The sequence below is a fragment of the Acinetobacter geminorum genome (genome assembly GCF_013009345.1).
Classification (GTDB): Bacteria; Pseudomonadota; Gammaproteobacteria; order Pseudomonadales; family Moraxellaceae; genus Acinetobacter; species Acinetobacter geminorum.
Genome location: NZ_JABELE010000011.1, coordinates 90,291 through 105,963, shown reverse-complemented (window position 1 = coordinate 105,963; position 15,673 = coordinate 90,291). Strand labels below are relative to the sequence as shown.

11 protein-coding genes and 1 pseudogene are annotated in these 15,673 nt (G+C 37.4%); 9 read left to right on the top strand and 3 right to left on the bottom strand.

Features of this window, described 5'->3' with window-relative positions:
- Nucleotides 1-2 precede the first annotated feature (2 nt).
- Nucleotides 3-943, bottom strand: a pseudogene (locus tag HJG58_RS11965) (IS5 family transposase).
- 146 nt (nt 944-1,089) lie between these two features.
- Between HJG58_RS11965 and HJG58_RS11960 the strand changes: the two are divergent.
- The 5 genes from HJG58_RS11960 (at nt 1,090) to HJG58_RS11940 (ending at nt 9,019) form a co-directional block, all read left to right on the top strand.
- Nucleotides 1,090-1,722, top strand: coding sequence for a hypothetical protein (locus tag HJG58_RS11960; RefSeq protein ID WP_227518639.1), 633 nt, complete (start codon nt 1,090-1,092; stop codon nt 1,720-1,722).
- Nucleotides 1,719-3,899, top strand: a complete 2,181-nt coding sequence (locus tag HJG58_RS11955; protein ID WP_170249049.1) for a hypothetical protein — start codon at nt 1,719-1,721, stop codon at nt 3,897-3,899. The genes HJG58_RS11960 and HJG58_RS11955 overlap by 4 nt, the downstream gene beginning before the upstream one ends.
- Nucleotides 3,896-6,853 (top strand): site-specific integrase, encoded by a 2,958-nt coding sequence (locus tag HJG58_RS11950; protein WP_025468541.1) that lies wholly within the window; start codon nt 3,896-3,898, stop codon nt 6,851-6,853. The genes HJG58_RS11955 and HJG58_RS11950 overlap by 4 nt, the downstream gene beginning before the upstream one ends.
- 599 nt (nt 6,854-7,452) lie before the next feature.
- On the top strand, nt 7,453-7,755 hold the full coding sequence (locus HJG58_RS11945; protein ID WP_000364388.1) for a helix-turn-helix transcriptional regulator: 303 nt from the start codon (nt 7,453-7,455) through the stop codon (nt 7,753-7,755).
- A 4-nt stretch (nt 7,756-7,759) separates the two neighbouring features.
- Nucleotides 7,760-9,019, top strand: coding sequence for a type II toxin-antitoxin system HipA family toxin (locus HJG58_RS11940; RefSeq protein ID WP_057089991.1), 1,260 nt, complete (start codon nt 7,760-7,762; stop codon nt 9,017-9,019).
- Between the two features lie 363 nt (nt 9,020-9,382).
- Here the strand turns inward: HJG58_RS11940 and abaR are convergent, their stop codons facing one another.
- Nucleotides 9,383-10,099, bottom strand: a complete 717-nt coding sequence (gene abaR / locus HJG58_RS11935; RefSeq protein WP_069036521.1) for a LuxR family transcriptional regulator AbaR — start codon at nt 10,097-10,099, stop codon at nt 9,383-9,385.
- Between the two features lie 755 nt (nt 10,100-10,854).
- Here abaR and HJG58_RS11930 point away from each other — a divergent pair.
- Nucleotides 10,855-11,250: a DUF4902 domain-containing protein gene (locus tag HJG58_RS11930; RefSeq protein WP_069035871.1), complete on the top strand. Its 396-nt coding sequence runs from the start codon at nt 10,855-10,857 to the stop codon at nt 11,248-11,250.
- Between the two features lie 84 nt (nt 11,251-11,334).
- Nucleotides 11,335-11,901 carry an acyl-homoserine-lactone synthase AbaI gene (gene abaI, locus HJG58_RS11925; protein ID WP_081313726.1) on the top strand — a complete coding sequence of 189 codons (567 nt, stop codon included), beginning with the start codon at nt 11,335-11,337 and terminating at the stop codon, nt 11,899-11,901.
- A 123-nt stretch (nt 11,902-12,024) separates the two neighbouring features.
- Here the strand turns inward: abaI and pdxR are convergent, their stop codons facing one another.
- Entirely contained in the window at nt 12,025-13,536 is a 1,512-nt protein-coding gene (gene pdxR / locus HJG58_RS11920; RefSeq protein WP_069035873.1) for a MocR-like pyridoxine biosynthesis transcription factor PdxR, read from the bottom strand.
- A gap of 272 nt (nt 13,537-13,808) precedes the next feature.
- Between pdxR and HJG58_RS11915 the strand changes: the two genes are divergently transcribed.
- Nucleotides 13,809-14,204: a nuclear transport factor 2 family protein gene (locus HJG58_RS11915; RefSeq protein WP_005804779.1), complete on the top strand. Its 396-nt coding sequence runs from the start codon at nt 13,809-13,811 to the stop codon at nt 14,202-14,204.
- An 11-nt stretch (nt 14,205-14,215) separates the two neighbouring features.
- Complete coding sequence (locus HJG58_RS11910) at nt 14,216-15,652, top strand: NAD(P)/FAD-dependent oxidoreductase (protein ID WP_069035874.1); 1,437 nt, start codon at nt 14,216-14,218, stop codon at nt 15,650-15,652.
- Nucleotides 15,653-15,673: the final 21 nt, after the last annotated feature.

Here is a 15,673-nt window from a genome sequence, read left to right as displayed (position 1 = left end):
ATTTAAGGCGTAACTTGGGTAAGTGGTCGACCTAATTCCGTAAATCTGTTAAGGACGGCTACACGTGCATGGATCTCATTCACTTGGCTATCAAAACTCCTTGCACTGAGCTTATCTCCTAATAATTTGATGCAATGCATCTTAGTTTCAACCAAACTTCGCCGATGATAGCCTGACCATTTTTTCCAGAGTGTCCTGCCTAAACGTGTAACTGTTCGAAGTCATTCGTTTCGCTCTAGCGAGCTACTCTTTGTATCTTTCCATGGTTTCGCATTTTTTCTAGGTGGAATCACCGCATGCGCTTGCCGATCTGCAATGACCTGACGGCATTGCTTGGTGTCATAAGCTCCATCGGTATAAACAGAATCAATCCGCTCATCTTGTGGAATCTGATTAAGTAAATCACCAAGCACCTGTGAATCACTGACATTATTGGTTGTGAGCTGAATAGCGCGTATTTGTAGGGTTTTGGCATCTATACCAATATGTAGTTTACGCCATTGGCGACGATATTCAGGTCCATGTTTCTTGCGTTTCCATTCGCCCTCACCTAGAAACTTCATCCCTGTAGAGTCCATGAGTAGATGCAGCCCATCGCTACTTTTTTGGTAGCTGATTACAATATCAATATGCTTTTGTCTTCTACAAAGCGTGGTGTAAGAATATCACTGATATTCGGGGCTGCTCATCCGCAAAGTTTAATCAGACTTTGCACAAAGCCAGTAACCATACGTAAAGACAGACGGAATAAGGATTTAATCATTAAGCAGCATTGGATAGCTGCGTCGGAGTAGATTTGATTTCGCCCTTGTTTGCCTTTTGATGGCGCATACCATTGCGTAGCAGGATCAAACCAAATGGCAATATTTCCGCGACTCATGAGTGCTCGGTTATATGCGGGCCAATTGGTTGTGCGGTAGATTTTGTGTGTAGGCTTCTTCATTTGAAAATTATATCGCTGAAAAAGCCTTTACAGATAGGTTTGTGCAACAAAGCCCTAAAAAGATTAAAAACACTATATATAGTGAAATTTACAATTTATTAACACAATATAGGGTGCGCAACCCTTGACTCTCCTATAAAAAATACGTGAATATTATAGCTTATTTTTCAGCCACTTGGCATAAATATGGGGAGACATCAGCATATGTCTATAAAAAAAAAGCTATTAAAAGTCATCGTGTATCTTCAAAAAACTTACAATTAATGTGTTATCCAAAATGTATGCATGCCTACCAAATCTGGATTGCTCTATTTTTTCAGCTTAATGAGAAACAGCAAAACTATCACTTGAATTTAACTTTTAAACAGAATATCGAAATTCCTCTTCTGACAACAGACAAAGCTGATCACTATTTTTTTAGTAGTCATTTCAGCTGGATCTATGCTTATTTTTACAATAAGTATAAAACTGAATTTACGTTTAGAGCTTATGAAAAAAATAATTCCTACGAATTCACTATCATGGCTTTAAGCGAAGTAAAGGCATTACTATGTTCCGGATTACATCACTCAATTCATGGCTTAGATATCATCGCACATTGGCTAAATGAACAATACTTAGCCGCACATCTTCAGGAAGTTTTCGGTCAGGAAGTTCTAACTATCAATCATCTACGAGAATTATCAGGGCTGTCTAAATCCAAAAGTCCAGTAAGTCCTATTTCAAATTATGCTGGTCCACTTTCATTAGAAAAAATTCTGGCTGGAATATCATCATGAACGGATATAGTTACTTAGAAGATACTCAAGAATTAAAGCTTGAGCCGTTTCGAGAATTCTATCAAACACTAGCAGAAGCAAAGCTGGAAAATTATCAGGATTCTATCAAACTCAATGAGTTCATTAAACCTACTAAAATTATTGAACTTAACAATATTATAAATCAAAAACTTGTAGAACAATCAATCAGTGAATATCCTCTCGTTCATTATCTTATTGCAGTCATTAATACGCCTTCAGCATATCAAGCTAATGCCCTGAAATGGGCCATTTTTAATACTCGATGTATTGAATTGCTTGATAGCAAAGAACATGCAGCCACTGTAGCTAACCTCTGTAGACGTTTTCGTTTAGCCAGCAAAAAACAGGAATACCATTGGCTTTATAACTTATTACCACCTCTCCCTATTGAGTTGGAGGATCTTCTTAAGTTTTTAAATAAAGCTGAAACAGAGAATAGAGAGTTACTTAACCGCTCCACACCAAATTTAGATGAAAAACAAATTGGCCAGCTGGCAAATCTACGTGTCATCTATCAATATGTCTTTACTCAGTCTGAACGTTTAAAACGAAATCGCCAAAGCAGTTCAGGTGCCAAAGAAGCTCCTCAAACTGATGTTCAAAAGATATCAAGAATATCTCTCGATGATGAACAAACGTATCAGACTCATTTTGAACAAGGTACAGCTAAACAACCACGCGAAGATAAAACTATAGAAAAAGTTGAAGATCATAATTTTGAATTTAACTCACTAGAGCAATGTTCTATCACAGCTCAGATCAATAATCTCAAAAATCAAATTCTGCATCAAAACAAGAATGAGCTAATGAGCAAGCCGAATCCTCGGGTCTTCGATTTGCCTACCGCACAGTACATTATGCAAATTTTATTAGAACAGGCAGAAAATTCTCCAATTCATACCCTGCTTTTATTTTCAGTCCTCAGTCTTACTCATTATAAAGATCTGCCGGTATTTCAAAAAAATTTACGAGTCAGTACAAAAAACAAAGAAGTATCACTGCAACCCCAAAAATGTTTCTTTAAGCAAAGCTTTGAAGTCTCTAAACTCAAGGATTTTGTTTTAAGAAAACATCGGTTGAATACCGTGAATTCTTTTACGATTCCTCTGCCTCAATATTATCTGGAAAATCTAAGTCAGTTGAAAAAAATGGATGGTGTTGAGATTGATTCCAAGATACAGGAGTATTTACAAAAAATTAATAAAGGGCTGACCTTCCAGTTAACAACACAAAATCTTCCGCGCTTACTCAGTGATATTGCATTGAATGAACTTGAGTATGAACTGGAAAGCAAATTGCTTAATGGAGAAAGTGTTCAGCACTATATTCCATGCCATTACTCTTCAACACAAATCGTGGATATTATTAATATTTATACTCAAATTCTAACTTTGACTGTTCCTCAGCTGGAAACTGAATATCTTGAAGAATTCAGTAACCCGCATTCTTTTGGTAGTCAGCAGACACCTAATCTACCATTTGTTAAATCATTTTTTCACCAGCTTGACCAACGAGTGAGGGAACATCCGAATCCTTTTGAGACTTTAAAATATTATTCAATCTGGCTATGGCATATTTGCATGCTGATAACGTCAGCACGACCAAGTGAGTCCTTCCCGCCCAATCTAGATTATATTGACCTCGACAATCAATTGATGGCTGTTGCAGATAAAGAGCAGCGTTATTCGGGCACCATTGGACGATATCTACCGTTTAACGATTATCTTCGTGATGAAATACAGCATTACCTAAAATATTTAAAACACTTTCTCTACCTCACAAAAGCCTATCTGTCCAATGAACAAGTACAAGCAATCCATGAGGTCTTCGAGGGTGAACGCCCCTTTCTATTATTTTACGATCCACAAGGATATATCCGAAATTTAGAACTTTCTGATATTCAAAAATACTGTACAGAAATAGCCCTTCAGCGCAATTGGACCCGCCACTTTGCTCGTTATTTTTTTGCACAAGACTGCAATGAAGATGTAGTTAAAGGCATCTTTGGTCATGACGAAGCAATGCAGGGACTGTTTGACCGCTATTCAGCTTTTCAGGCGACTGATTACGATCAAATCAGAACAGCACAAGATAAGCTAATTGAAATATTAGAGCTTAAAAGTATGTCGACATTCAACGGGATCATGATTAAATGAGCAGACATCCACACTCCCTAAAACGACAAAAAAAACTTATAAAAAATAAGGAATTTCTTCTTAAATTATTTAGTGAGAAATGCCTAGAGCTTACACCTGAAAACTATTCCGATGTATATAGACAAGTCGATAATCAACTTTTGGAAAAGTACAAATCTAATACTCGTAGTCATAAAATGGCACGCTTAGAATTCGCGAAATATATCAAGCGTTTTAATCGTTTATCAAATCAAAACTACCCTATTCCTGCAACACCTGTTCGTCATGAAAGCCCCCCACCCCAACAAAATATTGAGACTTTAAAACATGGTAAAAGGGTGACTCAATTTGCCAAAAATTTGATTGCTCACTGGACAGAACATAATGACTTCAGTCCAACTCAATCCCTCGCTTTTTGTTTGATCAGCACAATATTATTTAATGGCATTTATAATGAGAACGAACTACAAAAGTTTTTAAAAATCATTTTAAAAACTAAGAAATTTCAAAGCTTTTCAAACCTAAATCATATTGTTTCACTTGAGATCCCGAACCGGCATTTCGGTAATCAGCGTATAAATAACCTGAATTTTTCAGTGAGCTATACAAAAACGTTTGTGTTAAACGATATTGTGAAATGCTGGATCTACAGACTAAAACATCAAAAATTTGATTTATTTTCAGATATTGATGACGCAGAACAAGTGATCAACACTTGCATCATCGAATGCTTTCCTGAGGAAAAGGTACGTTATAAAGACCTGTTAAAATATGGTTTTTACTACACACAGTTCCTAAAAAACAGTGGACTGGATCAAATGTCCATTTGTATCTTAAAAAATGAAATTTACAGTTCCAGTCCTCTCGAAAAACAATTAGCAGCTTATTTTATTCAGCCTGAACCCACGCCTACCCATACGATTCAGGAAGTTTATGAAAACCCTCAAGACCAGTCTAAAGTCACTATTGCATTAGATGTTGCCGATATTTTAGTAGAAATACGTCAAGCTATTCGTGCAAAAAACTATAGCGATCAACTCATAGAATTATATGCCAGAGAACAATCTTCAGCCTTGGAACGTTTGCTGCTGTGGAGCATTCTACGCTCAAAATTAACGGAACCTCAACTGGACCTTCTCAATCATATTATTCAGCAGCAGCAACGATTTAAGCGCAAGCTTATACGTGCAGATTTTCAGCCGCTCAAGCAAAGTTCTCTGAAGACCATGTTTTCACAGTTTGCAGTCCATTGGCTGCAGGCAACGCAAGACAAAGATATTTCATCATTTTCAGATGCTGATTTTGAAGATCTGTATGGAGAAATGCTTTTATTAAAGAAAGAAACAACTAGAGCGACTTTACAAAAACGTCTACAGGAGTTTCATCACAAACAGACCTTATTCTTTAACGCACCCACTATCGATCTAGATAATTTAATCCAGGTAAAAATCTGCAGAACCGCATTGATCTCGCCCCATATTTTTCACCACATGCTAGAGCAGCTCGAAAATACTCAAGATATTTCGATTCAGGATAAAAATATATTTAAACTGATTTTTATTCTAGGATTCAGAGTCGGACTACGGATCAATGAAACATTGAATATCTTCGTACGTGATCTATTTATTAGTGAAGATGCTGTGATACTCACCATTCGCAACAATCGCAATAAAAATCAAAAAAGCTACTCAGCTTACCGCAAGATTCCCCTGCATCATCTACTTAAAGCCGACGAATTACATGCATTTAAAACATACAGTCAGAATAGAAAACGTCTGCTAAAAGAACAAGGAAAATCAGTTGCACACCCGCTGTTTTTAAAACAGTCCTTAGAAGAAACTCATGAAAATGAAGTGAATTCCCTATTGAAACAATTGATCCAGCCAGTTTTTGGAGAACACAATTTTACTTACCATAGTCTGCGCCATTCTGCATTTAATCATCTTTACCTGATTTTAAAAAACTCAACACTTTCAGATGCATTTACTGACTATAGCCCACATGAGCAATTACGTATCCGTTATGCATTGTTGCGAAACAGAAATACTCAGCAAACCTGGTATGCACTTTCTCATTTTGCCGGGCACCTAACCCCTGACACGACCTGTTCAAGCTATCTGCATTTAATGCATCTAGCAATTAGCTACCAGCTGAATCAAATGCACAGCCCGCTTCCTAAAGAAGCCTATTTTAACATTCTGAAACATGATGATGCCATTAAATATCCTGTTCAGCAGCGGGCGATCAAACAGTTTTTATTTCATCAACTCACTAAAGACCGTTACAGGCAACATGATCATCAATTTCAACTAGGTCAACAGAAATCGCCTGATTCACTGATGCTAGGAGCTCATGACTCAGAGATGACTTTTGAATTATTGCATCACATTCTTGCAGTAGAAAAAGAACAAGACCTTATGTTACCTGAAACTATTCCTTTGCAAATCGCGCAAAAATTACGTGCTAAAGCCCAGCATTTGAAAACCTCCTGTGTAAACCAAAAAAAATCATCGAGGTTATTTACCACAGATTTTTTAAGGAAAACTCCGAATGCATTGGTCACCATGTTGCCAACCAATCAGGAGGAAAAAAAGGTCATTCAACATGTTCAGGAGCGTTATGCAAATGTACAAAGTAAATACAAAAAACAGCTTCATACAATCTACTCAATTTATCTTGAAAAAGCTCAGCCCAATTCAGCCCAGTTAATTTTTGAACTCAATGAAAAACGGCAACTGAAGAAACTTCTTTCTTTTATTCATAGCTTATTTCCCAAAAAATATCTTCATTTAGAACTCTCTCAGCAGAGCAAAACAGAGCTCAAAAAGACATTACAGGATTTAACATTACGGGCAGAAAACTTCAGCCTGACTGAAAATGAAAGGCGAATTAAGTTCTGCTTCAAGGATAAAGATGCAAAAGCACTTGGGGTATTCAAGTTACTGATGTATCTGATGATAGTTTCTCATCTTTAATGCAAATTATTGGATAAGTTTGCCACGCATTCTTATTCGTGGTTTACCAGTCATTCCTGTAATGATTTAATATAGACTTCCAAGCGTGAGTGGTAAAATTAATCATCTTAAAGAGCAATAACTGTTTGTCCCACTAGCCAAATAATGTCTGTCCAAGTTAGCACAAAATTTAATGATCATTTAAACAAGAATTTGCAGTATTAGTTTACAATTCGAAGTGAATAAAAAGCATAAATTGCCGCAGCACAATGAAATTGAAGAAATATTTCCAGAATATGATGAATAAGTTGTGAATCGGTACCCAATAAGTTATCAGAAAAGATAAAACCCTGCCCAACCTCATTGCTCCAAACCACTTGTGCCAAATATTCCAGATTAACCTGATAGCAAATACTGGTTCCTCGCGACATCAGGCGAAACTGATTAAGCTTAAAGCAGGTTGTTAGACTCTATTAAATTGTAAATGTCTAATTAGACTTTTTTAGTCTAATTAGATCTAATCAGGCCAATTAAGCACCCTCCTTACATCAAATGGTTTATTTCTATAAATCCATTATTTTGTGTTTTAATAGATATATATAGATATAAGGCCCAATATTATGGATTTAAAATTCAAAAAGCCTGAAGAGGTTGTCACGTTATTATGTGAAAGGCTTCGCAAAGAACGACTTTATCTGGAAATGACTCAGGCAGACGTCGCTACACGTGCTGGTATTAGTGTGAATACAGTATCTAATCTGGAAGCCGGTCGAAATGTTTCATTTGAAAATTTAGTACGCGTTGCCATGGTATTGGGCCGATTAAAAGAATTAGAGGAACTCTTCAAACCTCATTTAAACAGTGTAAATGACATTCTCCGCTATGAGAGCAATACGGCTCGCCAACGTATCAAAAGGAAATAAGTCCATGCTCAAAAAACTTAATGTTTACTACAATGGATGGGGTGAATATTGGCTTTGGGGTACACTGGTCTCCTCAACCGCAATCACAGGTCGGCCATTAATTGCCTTTGAATACAGTGCAGAAGCGATCAGTAAAGGTTTAGAACTTTCCTCTTACCTACTTCCATTAAAAGGTGACTCATTAAGAACGAACTTTCCTACACATCAAATGGGATTGCCAGGTCCTATATATGATGCCCTACCCGATGGTTGGGGCATGCTTCTTATGGATCGCTTATTTAAAAAAAATGGACTCAATCCAGCACGGATTGGGCCATTAGAACGACTCACGTATATTAATACACATGCAATGGGGGCATTATCCTTTGAACCTTCAGCACCTGAGTTAGCATTAACTGAAAATACTCCACTGATTAAACTCGCTCAAGAAGTTCAGCAAGTTCTCAAAGGAGAAGGTGCAGAATTTTTACAGCATTTATTAATTATGGGTGGATCTCCACAAGGTGCAAGGCCAAAAGCACTCGTCTATCGTGATCCTGTCACCAACGAATTCTCAACAGTTAGCTCACATCAACATGAAGCTTGGCTGATCAAATTTCCCGCTCAGCAAGAGCATCCTGAAGTTTGTGCAATTGAAGCTGTTTATGCAGAATGTTTGCGTCATTGTCATATTGATACCCCTGACACTCAATATTTTACTCTTCCGAATGGATTAACCGCATTTGCATCAAAGAGATTTGACCGCCACGATGGCATGCGTATCCCTATGCAAAGTTTAGCGGCCTTCACCGGAGCTGATTTTAAATCACCAGGGAGTTTAGACTACAGTAACTTTCTTCGCGCTGCACACTTTTGCACCAATGATGTTCGCGAAAAAGCAATTGCATTCAAGCGAGCTGTTTTCAATGTAGTCTTCAATAATCGAGATGATCATTGCAAAAACTTTTCATTTCTGATGTCCCAAAATGGGCAATGGAAACTCTCCCCTGCTTATGATGTTACTTTCTGTGAGGGGCCAGGTGGATATCATCAAATGGATATCATGGGTGAGGCACTGGATATTCCTCGACAAGCTCTTGTAAAACTTGGTACTCAGGAAGCGGAACTTTCTGCCCAAGAAGTCGATGAAATTATTGGCTCGATTTGTAAGGTTGCAATCCGATTCAGCAATATCGCTCATGATCTATTACCTGGACAAATTCAAACAGAGACTCTCCAGATGATCCAAAATAGGATTGAGCATAATATTCATTTATTGAATTGAATATAAAAAAATTTCATGAGGATCAAGAATCATTATATTAAATTATATAATGTTGTTGTTTCTCATGAAAATTCGCACCAAAATACAGGTGACTTTTATAGACTAAAATTTCCAATATGAAGTGACCAAAATACCCTTAAATGATCTAAATTGCTAAAAATTTCAACCCACTAAAAACTACACACAATCAATTAAATCATATACTTATAGTTAACATCATTTAATGGCATAAATCTCGGTGACCTTGCCAAGGTTGGGGTCGTTTTAATAATAAAATTTAGTTCCCTTAAACTGGACATATAAATATTAAAATATTTATTTTTTCTTAATTCTAATATTAAATTCCTCTATTATCTATAATCTCTATAAAAGCCCCAGCATTACAGCCCGAATAGCTGCTGAAATTTTATTATTTACATTTAACTTTTGCATGGAGTTACTGAGATGGAAATTTACGGTTCTTTCAGTTACTCCAAGAATTTGAGCTATTTCAGCTGACGTTTTACCTTCAGCAGTCCAGCGTAGCGCCTCTTTTTCCCTGTTCGTTAAATAAAGATTGAATTGAGCAAATTCTGCATCATTCACCATTTTAGCAATGCTAGAATGCACTGTTTGAGTCAACCAGTACATATTCGTGTATTGTGCTTTTTGCTCTTTTTCTGATAATTGGTCGTTGGATCTTGCTAGTGTTAGCATTCCTCTGGTCCCAATAAAATCACGACTTGACTGAGCCCAACCGACATTTAAACCATAAGAACGCGCTTCCTCCCAAAAATCTTTTTCAGCCTGTGTCTTCGCAGATTGACTCGACCAAACAAGAGGTTGAAGTGATATCATACAATGCTGCACCGTCGGATCTATCTTCACATATTGCCGTTCCACATAACGTTTCTGCCATGCTTCTGGATAATTATTCAACATAATCGTTTTTGGTTCAGCAATAGATAAGGGCGATTGCATACCATAAGCGCAATAGTCAAATCCAAGCTTTAATGCTGTAGATTTAACGATCTCAAACAACTGGTATTCATTTTTTACCACCAAAAATGCTGATAATAAATCCTCTTGCCAACTTTCCATTTGCGCTCATTAGACTCCATTCACAAACTATTTTTTGTTCGGTTGCATATTGTGAATCCAAAGTAATCAAATTGAAGTGTAGGCCTAATCTTTTACCGTAATTTCAATAAAGATCATCAATAATCTAAAACACTCTTAGGTTACTAAATATATTTTTCGCACCTGCTCTTCTATTAGAGCCCTCAATTACAGATTTTGAATTCATTATCCAATTAACAACACTTTTAAGCCCGGAATGATTGCAAATTATTCAGATAAACTATATGTCTGAACGCTTTCAAGGTTGTTATATTTCATGCGCAGATTATGCTTTAAAAATTAAAATTTACAGGATGCATTTTATTCCAAAATATATATTTTTTTAATTTATAGAGAACTCAATCACTTAATCTTGAGAGCATGTTTTTATTAATTTAATTAAATAATATTGCCTTTCAATTATTCAATACCTCTAATCCCCCTGTTTTTTATATAAAAAAACTAAAAATAATTATAATATTTTAAAAACCAAACAATTACAGCACCCCCATACTTGTAATTATTATTTTAGTATTAAAATTATTGACTATCTAATAGATTCTATCGAGCTAGTCTCTTTAAAAAAAGAGTTTTTACCCAAAAACATCTCTGATAAGAATAGCTTAAAGGTGCACCATCAAATTATAGTTAACCTGTTAAACATAACAGTATTTTATTGGCAATAATTTATGCTATTTATCCATTGAACCCCAATTCAAGTCACTTGAACAGGTAGCATGGTTAGCATACTCCCTCATTTCTCTATCTCAACAGATGGTTTTATTCGAATGAACGAAAACCAACTTATGATTTATCCTCTCCAACACATCATCTCTATTGTTGAATCAACACAAATTGAAGATTCTAAAATTCTCTATTATGGTTTTACCGAATGGGCAACGTTAAAAACTCCAGCTTTAAGTACCGGATGGGATTGGGAATTTATTGAGTACAATGGCATCACTACCGTAAAACGAGTAGGTTTGCCTCGAAGCAATATCATGATTGTTGATATATCTGGTATAGATATCGGGTTTGATACCAATGAAACATTCCTCAAGAAGAAAATAGATACTTTATTCTGGGAACCGTTTATTTATGCCCAAATCAATACGTCATTAATCCAGTCTTAATTAAGACAAATCATCTCTTAGAAACCTGTAAATTCTTACAGTTACCGCCTTTCCAGCTGTTCAGTAAAGTCGCTTGAAAAATAAGTGGAAGCACTTGTAATGAATATTATTGCTGGATTTCAAAACAATTTTTCAGAAGGCTTGTATACCAAATTTAAAAGTTACCGTTACAGGGTATTTGTTGAGCATTTGGGATGGGAGTTGAACTGTCCAAACAATGAAGAACTAGATCAATTTGATAAAGTCGACACAGCTTATGTAGTCGCTCAAGATAGAGAATCTAATATTATTGGTTGTGCCAGATTACTACCCACGACTCAACCCTATTTACTGGGTGAAATATTTCCCCAATTACTCAATGGAATGCCTATTCCCTGCTCGCCAGAAATTTGGGAACTCTCAAGGTTTTCAGCTGTAGATTTTTCAAATCCGCCTTCCTCTAGCAGTCAGGCTGTGTCATCACCGGTCTCAATTGCCATTCTGCAAGAAGCTATTAACTTTGCAAGAGAACAAGGCGCCAAACAACTCATTACGACCTCTCCTCTTGGTGTAGAACGTTTATTACGTGCTGCGGGTTTTCGGGCCCATCGCGCGGGCCCACCTATGGTTATTGATGGATATGCGATGTTTGCCTGCTTGATTGAAGTGTAGTTCATAACCAATTAGCTACATATTGAACGGCTGGAGCGTGAAAAAGTAGCGCTTGTACCTCTTTTTTCGCTTCAAATACTAAAAGCACTACCCGAAAGATTAGTTTGACTCATAAAAAATTTTTTAATTGTATTTCTTATAATCATTAACTGCCTGATCTAAAGCCTGAATTCCTTCATCAATTTTATCGGCAATAATAGATCCAATACCTAACCTTAAAAAATGTTGATGTTGATCTGTATTTAGAAAAAATGGCTGACCGGCCTCTATAAAAACCCCTACATTAGCTGCGTATTGAGCTAGAACAGTACAATCGATATCACTTTGGGTATCAATCCAACATGCCGAGCCACCATTTAATGCATAAACATTCCATGTGGGAAAGTGATGGTGTAATGCTGATATTAACTGCTCACCACGATATTTATGGAGTTGAAACTGACGACGTAACATGCCGTGGTAATAACCTTGATCAATAAAAAAGGCAAATACTCTTTGATTAAAAACATTGGGGTGCCGAAGCATTAGACGACGCAAATGACGCAACTCATTAATGAGTTCTGGAGCTGCTACGATGTACCCTAAGCGTAAACCTGGTGCTAGAGGCTTAGATAAACTCCCAATATAAACTACTCTCCCATGCCGATCTAAACTTTTTAATGCAGGGATCGTAGTATTTTGAACTAGAACCTGTGCATCGTATTCATCTTCTATAATGATACTGTCTTGCTGCTCCGCCAGTTGTAAAAGCTTTTTACGGCGTGAAGGAGACATGGTTATGCCTGTTGGGCATTGTCGTCCTGGTGTCACATAAAAATAATCACAGCCCACAGCATTTGTTAGGGTAACGCCTTCATGATCAACCGCTAATGGCACAATATTTGGTGTATGCAACATAAAAATATTTCGTGCATCAGGATAGCCAGGGTCTTCTATACCAACACTTTGTTGTTCTTTAAGTAGTAGTGCTGCCAACATATACAGTGCATGCTGGCTTCCTACCGTAAGTAATATTTCATTTTCTTTGGCCATAATTCCACGGGTCGGTAAAATATGTTGCCGTATTGCATTTATAAGAAAAGTATCATCACCTTGTTGTGTAATATCCCTTGACCATATCGATGCATCTTTAGCTGATAAAGCTTTAACAGCACACTCACGCCAAGATGAGGCCGGAAAACTTTCAAAGTCAGGCTGACCATATATAAACGGGTATGGGTAACTCATCCAATCCGCAGGTTTATTAATATGCCTTTGTGCTGATGGGCGAAGACGAAAGCGTGAAACCCATTCTGTAGATTTTGATGTCGTTTTTATCGTTTTGCTTTCACTACTATCAATTTGGAAGCTGGGATGCACAAAATGTCCACTACGTTGCCTAGACTCTAAAATACGTTCAGCTACGAGTTGTTGATATGCAATAGTCACAGTATTACGACCAACTCCAAGTTGATCTGCCAAATAACGACTTGATGGAACAGCCATACCTGGCTTGAGATAACCTTGTACTAATGCAGTAAACATCATACGGCAAATTCTTCCCTGCAAATTGAGTCCACTTTGCTCAGTCTCTGCAAATAATACGTTCCATATACCTGGTGCTTCTGGATTTGTTACAAACTGATCTCTTTCCATAGTGCATTTCTCGACCTATTTTGAAGCCCAAATGCTTAACATGGTGCATTTTGCCTCTGAAGACCTATGATTTACCGAAATCTGGCATCATAAATACAAATGCAAGACCTATTCCAACATATAAAAAAAATAAAAAATTAATAAATTTTAAATATTTAAATTAATTTAAGTCTGGCTCCATCAAAACCTTAAATCTGGTACTACGGCTAATTGCTCTATTTCCGTACAGTTTAATCATCAAAAAGGATTCGTATGTATTTGGAGTTAAAAAGATGAACCAAGCTCAACTTTTGCAACTAATCACTGACTTTTCTACAGCATGGAATAAACACGATGTAGAGCAACTCATGGACTGTATGCATCCTGATTGTTGTTTTGAAACAGTTGCAGGTGATGAGGTATACGGTACACGTATTCAAGGGCATGAGGCTGTTCGTCAAGCATTTGAAAATACTTTTAAAAGTTTTCCTGATGCACAGTGGCTTAATGGTAAACACTGGTTGAGCGAAGATGCGCTATACGGAATTTCTGAAACAACATTTACAGCATCAACCCCTGAAGGTGGAAAGATTGAAGCCAACATGGTTGATGTTTTCACCTTTAAAGATGGAAAAATTTTAGTCAAAAATGCATTCCGTAAAAATCGCCCCGTGCAAGCAGCCGCTTAAGGAGCCTGCCCATGAATCAATCAGTACAACAATTAACTTCTCTAGACAAAATAGTTGATCCAATATCTGAACCCATTCATCGTGGCTTTAAAACCTACAACGCTAAATTTGATCCGTTGACAGATAAGATCGTAACTGGCAACGAACAATACGCACCAACCTACTGGGTTGCAACGGCTGGAACACCTCCCGATGATGATGGCCCATTACCAGGTGATACAGAGGCCGACATTGTCATTATTGGTGGCGGTTTTACTGGTCTTTCAACTGCGTTAACTCTTGCAGAACAATTTGGTACTGCGCCATTAGTTCTTGAAGCAAATCGTAGTGCATGGGGTTGTACAAGCCGAAATGGCGGACAAGGTCAAAATGCTTCTGGTCGGTTATATCGTTCACAGTGGATCGAAAAATGGGGACTAGATATAGCCAAACGTTTAGATGCAGAAATTCGCGAAGGTTTTGATTATTTTAAACATCTGGTAACTGGTATTGAATGTGATGCACAAGATGGTGGGCATTTATATATTGCTCATCGTGCAAAAAAACTGGCGTTTTTAGAAAACGAAGGCAAAGTCATGAAAGATGTGTTTGGTTATAACACTCGTATGCTAAGCCGCGAACAACTTCACGAAGAGTTTGTTGGAGACCAAGAAGCTGCCGGTGCGTTACTCGAACCTGATGGTATTGGTGTACATCCATTAAAATTGGCTTTTGGATATTTAAAAAGAGCGCGTGCTGCTGGGGCGAAAGTACATACCTCAAGTCCTGTATTAGATTGGGAAACACGTAATGGTATTCACTATCTACGTACCCCCCATGGCACGGTCAAAGCTAAACGAGTGGCTGTAGCAACAGGTGGTTATACACCTAATGGTTTGCATCCAAGCTTGTCCGGCAAAATCATGCCAATTTTATCTAATTCTATTGTCACCCGTCCGTTAACAACTGCTGAGCTTAAAGAAGCAGGCTTACATAGTACAACGTTCATTACAGATACTCGCACTTTACGCCATTATTACCGCTTATTGCCTGATGGTTCAGTACAGTGTGGCAGCCGAAGTGCTTTAACAGGAGCCGATGCAAATAACCCTGTACATCTAGAGCGTTTAAAAGAAGGACTCTATCGCAAATTCCCAAGCTTGCGTGGTATACCAATTGCATATTCATGGTGGGGTTGGGTCGATGTCAGTCATGACATGATGCCACGAATTGTACAGCCTAATCCTGATGAAACTATCTATTATGCAATTGGCTATGGCGGCAATGGCGTATCTTTTTCAGCAATGGCAGGACGTCGTCTTGCAGAACGAGTAATGGGCATTCAACGCCCACAATTTGATCTACCTATTTATCAGTCACCATTACCTTCACATTTATTTCGACCTTTTAGACGGTTGGGGCAAGCCTTGTTGTACCGCTGGTATTACTTAAAAGACGAAATGCTTTAAGTGTTATTCAACGATCAGCCT

What these genes read in the sequence shown, in the direction of transcription:
- HJG58_RS11940 (WP_057089991.1), top strand. Translation starts at nt 7,760, where the DNA reads ATGCTCAAAAAACTTAATGTTTACTACAATGGATGGGGTGAATATTGG.
- HJG58_RS11955 (WP_170249049.1), top strand. Translation starts at nt 1,719, where the DNA reads ATGAACGGATATAGTTACTTAGAAGATACTCAAGAATTAAAGCTTGAG.
- abaR (WP_069036521.1), bottom strand. Translation starts at nt 10,099, where the DNA reads ATGGAAAGTTGGCAAGAGGATTTATTATCAGCATTTTTGGTGGTAAAA.
- HJG58_RS11945 (WP_000364388.1), top strand. Translation starts at nt 7,453, where the DNA reads ATGGATTTAAAATTCAAAAAGCCTGAAGAGGTTGTCACGTTATTATGT.
- HJG58_RS11910 (WP_069035874.1), top strand. Translation starts at nt 14,216, where the DNA reads ATGAATCAATCAGTACAACAATTAACTTCTCTAGACAAAATAGTTGAT.
- pdxR (WP_069035873.1), bottom strand. Translation starts at nt 13,536, where the DNA reads ATGGAAAGAGATCAGTTTGTAACAAATCCAGAAGCACCAGGTATATGG.
- HJG58_RS11915 (WP_005804779.1), top strand. Translation starts at nt 13,809, where the DNA reads ATGAACCAAGCTCAACTTTTGCAACTAATCACTGACTTTTCTACAGCA.
- HJG58_RS11930 (WP_069035871.1), top strand. Translation starts at nt 10,855, where the DNA reads ATGGTTAGCATACTCCCTCATTTCTCTATCTCAACAGATGGTTTTATT.
- HJG58_RS11950 (WP_025468541.1), top strand. Translation starts at nt 3,896, where the DNA reads ATGAGCAGACATCCACACTCCCTAAAACGACAAAAAAAACTTATAAAA.